This window comes from uncultured Nostoc sp. (assembly GCF_964245575.1).
Classification (GTDB): domain Bacteria; phylum Cyanobacteriota; class Cyanobacteriia; order Cyanobacteriales; family Nostocaceae; genus Nostoc.
In genome coordinates this window covers 1-10851 of the sequence record NZ_CAXTNP010000265.1, presented here as the reverse complement: position 1 = coordinate 10851, position 10851 = coordinate 1, and the positions used below count along the sequence as shown (strand labels likewise).

The window sequence follows — 10851 nt, the reverse complement described above, 5'->3', positions numbered from 1 at the left end:
GTTCTGGAGTTACAAATGAACAAGTTTTAGTTACTACAGCATGTTCTGGAGTTACAAATGAACAAGTTTTAGTTACTACAGCATGTTCTGGAGTTACAAATGAACAAGTTTTAGTTACTACAGCATGTTCTGGAGTTACAAATGAACAAGTTTTAGTTACTACAGCATGTTCTGGAGCTATAAATGCTTCTTCTGTAGTTGACACAGCTTGTTCTATAGCAACGCACCATCAAAATATAGTCTATTTGGTCGTTTATAGGACTTACGCATTGACACAAAATACATAGTATGTATGGCTCAAAAAACCACATCTGTCGTAGGGGCACAGCATTGCTGTGCCCCTACAGCGCGGGTTTACTGATCATCAAAGAACAATTAATCAAGGCTGAAACGACCTATTTTCGTAAAACATACTATGATTAATTTGTACAGTGCGTAAGTCCTAGTTTATATACCTCTTACTCTACTCGTTGCAACTGCGCTACTCTGGGATCAACAATTTTTTGTCCTAAGCTAGCAAATTTAATAGCTACAGACATCTTACTACCTGTTCCGAAGACATGAGTGATTTCACCAAGACCAAAGGTTTTATGTAATACTCTATCGCCTACTTGCCAATTCTGCTTCGTGTCTTGCTTACCATTAGAATTAGAGGCAGTTTTGGTATAAGTTTGACGACTCAGGCGTTGAGTGGTTAATAATTCTTCTGGCAATTCGTCGAGAAATTGCGATCGCACAGCAGGTTCACGAGAACCATACAAACGGCGTTCCCGCGCATGTGATAAATACAACCTTTCTTGGGCGCGAGTAATCCCCACATAACACAAGCGGCGTTCCTCTTCCAAAGATGCCGGATCACTCAGCGATCGGTAGCCGGGAAATAGCCCTTGTTCTAATCCCACTAAAAATACTACGGGAAATTCCAAACCTTTGGAAGCGTGCAAAGTCATCAAAGAAACGGCTGTCTGTCCTTCTTTTAAATTATCCAAATCGGAACTGAGGGCGGCGCTACTCAAAAAGTCTTGTAGGGAAACTTCTTCGTTTTCTTCTTGAAATTGCAGTGCGGCGTTGTAAAGTTCCTGAACGTTTTGTACCCGATCTGTGGCTTCATCTGTGCCTTGACTCATCAAGTCTTGAACGTAACCAGAATCTTCTAATATTCCTTGCAAAACCTCAGTCACCGGAAGCGTACCGATTTGTCCTTGCCAACGGCTAATCATTGCAGCAAAGCTATTTACAGCTTTTGTGGCGCGTCCAGCTAATGTATTAACTGATGTTTCATCGCTGAGTATTTCCCATAAAGTTGTCCCTAATTGTTGGGAGGCGTTAACCAAAGCATCAATAGTGGTTTTGCCAACTCCCCGGCGGGGAGTATTGATAACTCGTAATAAACTGACTGTATCAGATGGGTTAGCGATCGCTCTTAAATAAGCGATGACATCTTTAATTTCTTTGCGATCGTAAAATCTCATCCCCCCCACAACTGTGTAAGGAATTTGATATTTCACCAACAATTCTTCAAAGGGGCGAGATTGAGCGTTTGTCCGATAAAGTATGGCAAAACTGCCCCAATTCAACTCTGGATTTTGATTTTTTAAAGTGCTAATTTGATTAATTACAAATGCCGCTTCTGCAAGTTCTTCATCGGCTTTGTGACAAGTAATCTGCTCACCCGGCCCCCGCGTCGCTTTCAGGATTTTATCAATCCGTTGGGTGTTATTTTCAATCAGTTCGTTAGCTGCTTGCAGAATGTTTTCACAAGAACGATAGTTTTCCTCCAACTTAACCATCGTTCGGGTGTCATCATCTACCAAACCATCGCCAAAGTCTTCCTGAAATCCTAGCAATATGGTGAAATCTGCCATCCGAAAGCTGTAAATTGATTGGTCTGCATCACCGACTACGAAAACTGAGCGATTTTGCCATTCCCATTCACTCTTTCTGGTTTCGCCATTAGTAACCAATAAATGAATAAGTTGATACTGAGTGCGGTTAGTATCCTGATATTCATCTACGAGAATATGGCGAAACTTGCGATGCCAGTAACCCAATACTTGCTCGTTTTGCTGAAATAATCTCGTAGGTACGAGAATTAAATCGTCAAAGTCGAGAGCGTTATTTTCTGCTAACTTATCTTGATATAAACTGTAGACTTGGGCAATTACCCGTCCGCGATAATTGGGTTGGTCTTGCTCAAATTCTTGAGGCGATAAACCTTGATTTTTAGCATTACTAATAGCGTAGCGAACAGAACGAGCATCAAATTTTTTATCGTCTAAATTTAACTGTTTATTGACTATTTCTTTAATCAGAGTCATCACATCTGATTCATCAAAGATAGAGAAATTGCGATTCCAACGCCGTCCTTTTTCGTCTACATATTTTTCAATATCAAAGCGGAGAATCCGAGAAAATAGACTGTGGAAAGTACCACACCATAAGTCTTTGATAGTATCTTTGTAAACTTGCGATCGCAATTGCGTTTGTTGGTATTCTGTCAGCAAATCAAAACGCTGACCGTGTTGTTTCATTGCCAGTTGTTCCGCAAACAGCCGTTGAATCCGGTCTTTCATCTCTCGTGCGGCTTTGTTCGTAAAAGTAACCGCCAGGATATTCTCTGGATCAACACGATGTTTCAGAATCAGATTGGCAATGCGATAAGTCAGCGCTCGTGTTTTACCGGAACCTGCGCCAGCAACAACTAGCAACGGGCCGCAGTAATGTTCGACAGCTTGACGTTGGCTAGGGTTAAGGTGACTGAGAAAGTCGATGGTTGTTGTCATGGATGCGAAAAAGCGATGTCTCCGACGGGCTACGCCTACGCCTGGCGTCACATCAATAGAGAGTTGCTATTGCCCAGGTTACAATATCCTAACGAAACTTGGTCAATAAAGATTGTGTGGCAATATTTTTAACCAGAATGGTACTCTATCATTGGCACACCAGCATAACCATTATCTCTATGGAATGCCACGGCCGTGCAAAAGCGTACCCATTGATGAAAAACCCGGACACGAATGGGAACAAGCAATTGCAAACTGCTAACAATTCAAGTGTTTCGCCTTTTCTTGGTGCCATTCGACTCATTTACTAATACCACTAATTTTCCTGTTGTTTGATTAGACTCCATATATTGGTGTGCTTCAACAATCTCGTCCAGATGAAAAACACGGTCTATATTGACCCGGTTTTGCCCCACTTCTACACCATCAATAAATCGTTGTAGATGTTCAATAGATAAGTCTTCAGTACCTCCGGTATAAACGGTCAATCTTACCGTGTGAGGAATATCATCCATTGGTGAAAAGTTATTTAATGTCCAGGCATTACCCAAAATACCGGTCATGCAGACAATGCCACCAGGGGCAACACATTGTAGTGAATCCAGCAGGGTAGAGGTTCCTACCAGTTCCAAAACCCGATCAACCCCCTTGGGAAAATTCTGACGGATAGAGATTGCGATCGTTCCTGTATCTATTACAACGCTATCAACCCCATTTGCTTGCAAAGCGTCTACTTTAGAAGAATTACGAGTAGTCGCCACAACGGTTAGCCCCAGTTCTTTGGCAAGGTGTGTTGCGGCCATACCAACTGATGAAGTACCCCCCCGAATCAATAGCGTCTGCCCAGCCTGCACGCCCAAACCGGACATAAGAGAACCATAAGCCGTCTGAAACATTTCTGGAATGGCTCCTAAGACTGACCAGTCGAGGTTACTGCTAATCGGAAATACGCAGGTTTGCGGGACACAGGTGTATTCGGCATAGCTGCCATCAAACGCTCGTCCCATGCCTCCCATAATCGCTGCTACCTTCTGACCAGGCTGAAATGGGGTGTCAGGGGCGGCTTCAACAACACCAACGCACTCAATCCCCAAAATTCTGGGAAGTTGAACGCTGGGAGAATACCCAAGACGTGTGAACATCTCAGAACGGTTTAGACCAAAGGCTTTGATCTCGATTAGCACCCATCCAGGCTGAGGAGATGGTTTTGTAATCTCTTGTAATTTAAGGGCTGTCGGATCACCGGGAGATTCCAAAACAATTGCTTTCATAACGTTATCATCGGCTGAATTAACTTTTTATACTGAGTGAATTGATTGTTTATTTTAATAGTAAGAAACTTTTACTGACAGAATTTACAACCCACATTCCGCACCATAAAGTGTCACAGGGCGATCAACACAAGTAATTAGTACTCATGAACTAAAAGGGAAAGAGATGATTATTCTCATATCTTGCACCTGGAAATACGGATAGTCTTGCAAGGGATGGTGCAGAGCGCTCATACCTTGGCGATCGCACTTTGGAAATTGAGTAATACTGATGAAGTTCAATCTGTCAACTAAACCATCAACAGCTCACAGAAAAAGGAAGAGATAACGGGCTAAGGTTGTACATCTGACCGTCATTTTCAGCGAGTGGGGTTTACCAAACTGTTGTCAATCAAAAAATACTGGGATTTTAACAACGTTTGTGTCGTAGCAATTTATGAATTGTCCCTACAATACGTTAACTTTTTTACGTAGATAAGTTAGCGATCAATTATTCCTGCGCGTTCTGTCGTAAAATCAGCGACGGGGAATCAAACATCATAAAAATACTGGGCAAGCTCTCACTTGTTCTGTTGTTAACAGAGCTTCACAGCTATTTTCAGTTAATTTAACTACGGATTTTCGTAGGGACACCGCAATGTTCCCTAGCCTGTGGTTTATTTGCTTGAAAAACGCTGTAATACCTAACCAAGAGTATTGTCATCAATGGGACTATTCACTCCTTGAGTACCCAATTGACATTGAGTAGCAATACACGATACATCATGATTCAACCCTTAAATTTTTAAAGATGAAAAATTTCTTTAATTTCAGGTTTAACCAATACAAGCAGGGGTGGATATGGATCTGAGCTTAATTGTATCCAACATTTTGAATCCGCCAATCCTGTTTTTCTTTTTAGGCATGACTGCTGTTTTTGTCAAGTCTGATCTAGAAATTCCTGCACCAGTGCCCAAACTCTTTTCGTTGTATCTGCTGCTTGCGATTGGTTTTAAAGGAGGGGTAGAACTAATAAAAAGCGGTGTAACTCAAGAAGTAATTCTCACACTCGCAGCAGCAATGATGATGGCTTGTGTTGTTCCAATTTACACCTTTTTTATCCTAAAGTTGAAATTGGATACTTACGATGCGGCTGCGATCGCTGCAACCTACGGCTCTATCAGTGCCGTCACCTTCATCACAGCTAGCGCTTTTTTAACTGAGCTTGGCATTCCTTTTGATGGTTACATGGTGGCAGCCCTTGCACTCATGGAATCTCCAGCGATTATAGTTGGTCTAATTTTGGTGAATATATTCACTAACGATGGCAAGCGGGACTTTTCGTGGCCGGAAGTTTTGCAAGAAGCATTTCTTAATAGTTCAGTTTTTCTTTTAGTCGGTAGTCTATTAATAGGTGTCTTGACAGGAGAACGCGGTTGGCACGTATTAGAACCCTTTACTCAAGGGTTGTTTTATGGTGTTCTCACCTTCTTTTTACTGGACATGGGATTGGTCGCTGCCAGAAGAATTAAAGACTTGCAAAAAACCGGAGTTTTCCTAATTTTATTTGCCATACTAATTCCAATACTCAATGCAGGCATTGGGTTGGTGATTGCCAAATTGATTGGTATGCCTCGCGGAGATTCGCTGTTATTTGCTGTATTGTGTGCCAGTGCTTCTTATATCGCTGTCCCTGCGGCTATGCGGATGACTGTTCCCGAAGCAAATCCCAGCCTGTATGTTTCTACTGCTCTAGCAGTAACATTTCCGTTCAATATTATTGTGGGAATTCCGTTATATCTCTACGGAATTAACCTATTTTGGAGGTAATAATATGCACGTAGTTAAAAAGATAGAAATTATCGCCAACTCCTTTGAGCTTGCCAAAATTTTAGATAATTTAGACAAGTCAGGTGTACATAACCATGCCGTAATCCGAAATGTTGCTGGTAAAGGATTACGAGGAACAACAGAAGATTTAGACATGACCATGCTTGATAATGTTTACATCCTCGCGTTTTGTATGCCAGAAGAACTTAAGCGTGTTGTAGAAAATATCAAACCACTCCTTAATAAGTTCGGAGGTACTTGCTACGTTTCCGATGTGATGGAGATTCGCTCTGTCAGATGTGTTGCGTCGATGTAAGAGAGTTATAAATTCAATGAAGCATTTCATGGAACGTCGTGACTTTTTGAAGTTGGGAATGACCGGGGCATTTGGGATGATGCTATCTGCCAGCGATTTCCTCTGGCGGGTGGAACAGGCTAAAGCTGCCGAAATACCCTCAACTTCCCCTGAATCCCTCAGTCCCGATGCAGCCTTACAAAAGCTGATGGAGGGGAATCAGCGATTTGTTGCTCATCAACCCCAATACCCCGATCAATCGGCACTGCGGTTGCAGGAAGTTGCTCAAGCTCAACATCCATTTGCAACTATTCTTAGTTGTGCGGATTCACGAGTACCCGCAGAAATTGTTTTTGATCAGGGCATTGGAGACATTTTTGATGTTCGGATTGCCGGAAATATCGCTACACATGAAGCGATCGGTAGTATTGAATATGCGGTTGTCTTGTTAGCCTCTCCGCTATTGATGGTGATGGGGCATGAACGTTGCGGGGCAGTAACGGCTGCTGTCCAAAACGAATCGTTACTCGGTGATATTGGTACTTTTGTGAAGGCAATTAAACCAGCAGTGGAAAAGGTCAAGAGTCAGCCGGGTGACGCGGTTGAGAATGCTGTGGTTGCAAATGTGCAACATCAAATTGAACGGTTGAAGCGATCGCAACTTTTAACTGAGCAGGTGCGATCGGGCAAATTGAAAATTGTCGGGGGTCGTTACGACTTGGATACAGGGAGGGTGAATATCATTACCTAATTCGGCAAACGTCAATCAAATTTTAGACAGTGGCGATCGCTTTTAGTTTCCCATGAGAAATAATGGCGATCGCTTGACTTTTAAGACATAGCCAATAATCCGAGAAGTGACAATTACCTGCACATCAGGATAGTCATTAGTAAAGCAATGAATATCAGTGTTATGCCGTAGGCTAATGCACCGCAATACATAAGATTTGGTGCGTTACGGAAGCCGTAACACACCCTACAATTTTTACAGTTAGGAGAGTGTCAATCTTGCACAGTCATTGGCAGACGAATGGTAAAAGTAGAGCCAACTCCCGGCTGACTTTTAACAATAATCTCACCACCCATCATCTGGCAAAAGTGGCGGCTAATTGCTAACCCCAATCCCGTACCTCCATACTTTTTCGTAGTCGAGGTATCTCCTTGTGTAAAAGGTTGAAATAACTGCTGCTGTTGACCTTGAGACATACCTATGCCTGTATCAGTAACAGTGAAAGTAATCATGCCCAAAGGAGCCTCCGGTCGAAATTCATCCTTTTCTCTGTTGACTGTCAGCGTCACCTTGCCTTTTGTAGTAAATTTACTGGCGTTACTGAGTAAGTTTAACAACACCTGCCGCATCCTAGTTTGATCGGCGTACATCATGCCAAGTTGCTCATCAAAATGCACTTCTAAAACATTGGCATTTTTTTCTATAGCTGGTTTGACTGTAAGGACAACGTTATGAATCAGCGTCGCAATCTCGAATGTCTCTGGATAGAGGGTCATTTTCCCCGCTTCAATTTTTGACAAGTCGAGGATTTCGTTAATCAAGTGCAGTAGATGCTTACCAGCAGAGTTAATTGTTTCTAAGTCTGTGATAAAGTCTGCCGATAAACCAAGATCGGTAGCGTCGTCTTCTAGAAGTTGACTTAAGCCAATGACAGCATTTAATGGTGTGCGTAATTCGTGGCTAACATTGGCCAAAAATACGCTTTTTGCCTTGCTAGCAGCTTCGGCTAATTCTTTAGCTTGTTGTAGTTCTTTTGTTCGCTCAGATACTCGCTCAATCAGACGATTTAGAGATTTGGCGAGTAGGCCAATTTCATCTTCAGTGGTAACGGGCGCTCGCAAATCGAAATTATGTTTCCTTGCAACTTGCTCCGCTACTTGGGTGACAGTGATAACTGGTTCAGCGATCGCTCGACTGGTACGCCAAGCTACAATGGCTGCGATCGCTACTGAAACCAGCATACTCACGATCACGATGAATCTCTCGACTATTTTTGCCTGCTCAACGGCTTTTTGCCTTTCTTGCTCTTGTTCTTGGGCAGTTTGCAGAATGTTAGTCAAGCTTTGAGAAAGCTGATCTAGCCGTGTGGCTGTTTGACCACGCATAATTGTTAATAACTGCGATCGGGCAGAAGAAATCTGCTGAGGCTGCACTTTTTGGGAGTCAATTTTCTGTAAGACGACCTCGATTTGGTCAACGTAAGCTTTTAAATTAGTCTTATAATCCTGCAATAACGTCTGTAAAGTCGAACTTGTTGCGGCTAGTCTTTTAGGTTTACTATCGATAAATCCGCCAATTTTTGACTCTAGTTGCTTGGCTTTTTCAACATTCTTCAGAAAATCGGCTTTTTTGCTTTGTAGCTGTTGTGAATTTTCCAATACAGCAACTAGGTTAGAGCTATGTAATTGCGCCCCGACTACTGCATCTTTATAATTACTCAGTAGTTGCCCTTGTTCATAGGCTTGATTGAATTGCCTAACTTCCCTTCCCCGGTAGTAATTGGCGATCACTAACCCAGTCAGTGAGCCAAAAAAGCCAATTCCGATAGCTACAAAGTACCCATAGCCAATTTTTTGATGGATGCGCCAGGAACTGGCTTTGAGTTTCCCTCGTGAGGGAAATTCTATTGTCGGGAGTTCGTCTGTCGATGGCTCTTCGGCTGACACTTTTTTGCTTTCTGAACTGCTGTTGATAGGGGTTGGCTTTTGAGGAAGGCATTTCTAAAACCTCCTTGCCTTCCCACAAAAATCACCAAATCAGTTTAGCTTGTGCAAACACTTTAAATTGGTGATTAACATTTACATTATCTTCTTTTATAGCAATAGCAAATTATTACTTACTATATAATTAACATAGTTTTACGTATTATAAGTAATTTTAATAGCAATTCTGCTAAGTACACTTGCTGATAGGGAATAGAATTCACTTTTTTCAACAGCAACAAATAATTCCCTGCACTAAAGACCTATCTAAGACTGTCTTCTCCTTACCACAACACTTTCCTCAATATGCGGTTGATAACAATGAGTTCTTGCCATCAGGTATGCCACTACTCTACCTTAAATGCTTCCTTATGAAATTAATACAATCAGGAAAAAAAACAAAAGCTTTGACATTCGTTGAGCATTGGACATGGGGCACTTGTACTGAGCGACTTGCCTTGAGCGAAGTCGAAAGGAGTTGAAGTATTGGGCATTGGCAAGAGGCACAGGGGCAGAGAGTAGGGAGCAGAGGGGAAACAAGCTAATAATTTTTTATTCTCCCCCTTGCCCCCTGCCCCCTACTCCTGCCTGCTGCCTGCTGCCTGCTGGAATACGTATTAATATCAATACGAATGCGCTAATTGACGGACACAGCTTAAGATAGCTTTAATATCGGCTAAAATCGGGTTTTAGGCTTATATAAATGAGAGGTGGGCTGATTTTTGCTAGATTTGTACTTAAATTTAGTACGATTATGAGCGAATGACACGCAATGGGATAATCACAACCTGAGGACTCCAGTTGATTCAAAAAAAGAACTCAGAAAGCTGATCAGAATACATTCTGCTGCCTTCTTAGTTCTATCCTCCTCCTGAGTGTCTACCTTGTAGTTGATGCAGTAGATATTACGGGGCAATTATAGTTATAGGACACTAAAACCCTTTTGTGCCCTTTACGCAATTGTAGTAACGTACTTGTGCATTAGCTAATCAACAGACTTTTGGTTGTAATTATCCAGATTAGAAAAACTCAACTGTCAAATTTATAGGAGTGAAAATGCCAGAACAAGAATTTACCGAAACCGCATCCAAAGAGACTACAGTGGCAGACATCAACAGCCAAACAGGAAGCATCACCAAACTCCAGCCTCCCGCACAGTCTCAAGATGAATGGCAAAAATATGGTGAGCAAATTTCTAGCTTTTTAGCAACATTGCCAGAATATCTGGGAAGCTTCTTTAATCAATATAAGCAACCCCTGATCACTGTTGGTTTAATTGTGGGATCAATTGTTGGGGTTAAAGTACTCTTGGCAGTATTAGATGCTTTGAATGATATCCCCTTGGTAGCACCTACTTTTGAGTTGATCGGTATTGGTTACTCTGCCTGGTTTGTTTACCGCTATTTACTCAAAGCCTCAACCAGGAAAGAGTTAAATAGTGAAATCACCACTCTTAAATCACAAGTGGTTGGTCAACAAATTCCAGAAGCTTAATAGTGATTATCGCTTCTCTATGAGACCCAACTCTTCGAGACGCTTTGCGTAGCAAGATCCACGAAGTGGTACGGCAAGCTCAGGGCAAGGCGCTATGCGTAGCTTGCTCCTGTGTAGAAGTAAGCTCTAATTGCAAATCACTGAAGTCTGATCGCCGACTTCTGGCGATCAGACTTCTAGAGGTCGCTTCCTCTGACCTTTGGTTTAACATAAGTTTGATGAACCCCTCCCTGACTTGAACTTTAGTTCAAGTCTGTCCCTCTCCGAATCGGAGAGGGAGGGTTTTGCATAGTAAAACCTCTTAGGAATGAGGATTAAATTAGCTCCATAACTTTTTTCTGGGGGCATAGCACTCAAATGCTTCTACGCAGGAAATCTGGAAGTTGATAAATCCTCATTCCTTAAAGGTCAGGATAAGCGCATCTCAAACCCTATTGACCTTTTTTTAATTAAAAATTAAAAGTTAAAAATTAAAAATTAATCAGAA

General features: G+C 42.0%; 9 protein-coding genes. 5 read left to right on the top strand and 4 right to left on the bottom strand.

Annotation, left to right across the window (positions count from 1 at the left end):
* Positions 1–287: hypothetical protein (locus ACFFAP_RS30475; RefSeq protein ID WP_375514718.1), on the top strand; the 287-nt coding region annotated here is incomplete at its 5' end.
* Between the two features lie 171 nt (positions 288–458).
* Here the strand turns inward: ACFFAP_RS30475 and pcrA are convergent.
* Together pcrA and ACFFAP_RS30465 are read right to left on the bottom strand one after the other, a co-directional pair.
* On the bottom strand, positions 459–2783 hold the full coding sequence (gene pcrA / locus ACFFAP_RS30470; RefSeq protein ID WP_375514717.1) for a DNA helicase PcrA: 2325 nt from the start codon (positions 2781–2783) through the stop codon (positions 459–461).
* Between the two features lie 266 nt (positions 2784–3049).
* Entirely contained in the window at positions 3050–4054 is a 1005-nt protein-coding gene (locus ACFFAP_RS30465) for a zinc-binding alcohol dehydrogenase family protein (protein WP_375514716.1), read from the bottom strand.
* Positions 4055–4894: 840 nt separating this feature from the next.
* Here ACFFAP_RS30465 and ACFFAP_RS30460 point away from each other — a divergent pair.
* Genes ACFFAP_RS30460 through ACFFAP_RS30450 form a run of 3 tightly spaced genes read left to right on the top strand, consistent with a single transcriptional unit; the run spans position 4895 to position 6909 of the window.
* Entirely contained in the window at positions 4895–5863 is a 969-nt protein-coding gene (locus ACFFAP_RS30460; RefSeq protein ID WP_375514715.1) for a sodium-dependent bicarbonate transport family permease, read from the top strand.
* 4 nt (positions 5864–5867) lie between these two features.
* Positions 5868–6179, top strand: coding sequence for a P-II family nitrogen regulator (locus ACFFAP_RS30455; protein ID WP_323199099.1), 312 nt, complete (start codon positions 5868–5870; stop codon positions 6177–6179).
* Between the two features lie 28 nt (positions 6180–6207).
* Positions 6208–6909 (top strand): carbonic anhydrase, encoded by a 702-nt coding sequence (locus ACFFAP_RS30450; protein ID WP_375514714.1) that lies wholly within the window; start codon positions 6208–6210, stop codon positions 6907–6909.
* A gap of 42 nt (positions 6910–6951) precedes the next feature.
* Here ACFFAP_RS30450 and ACFFAP_RS30445 read toward each other — a convergent pair whose 3' ends face one another.
* Both ACFFAP_RS30445 and ACFFAP_RS30440 read right to left on the bottom strand, forming a co-directional pair.
* Complete coding sequence (locus tag ACFFAP_RS30445) at positions 6952–7095, bottom strand: hypothetical protein (RefSeq protein ID WP_375514713.1); 144 nt, start codon at positions 7093–7095, stop codon at positions 6952–6954.
* Positions 7096–7160: 65 nt separating this feature from the next.
* A complete protein-coding gene (locus tag ACFFAP_RS30440) occupies positions 7161–8834 on the bottom strand; it encodes an ATP-binding protein (RefSeq protein ID WP_375514712.1) in 1674 nt (557 codons plus the stop codon).
* A gap of 1092 nt (positions 8835–9926) precedes the next feature.
* Between ACFFAP_RS30440 and ACFFAP_RS30435 the strand changes: the two genes are divergently transcribed.
* Positions 9927–10364: a CAAD domain-containing protein gene (locus ACFFAP_RS30435; protein WP_375514711.1), complete on the top strand. Its 438-nt coding sequence runs from the start codon at positions 9927–9929 to the stop codon at positions 10362–10364.
* Positions 10365–10851 lie beyond the last annotated feature (487 nt).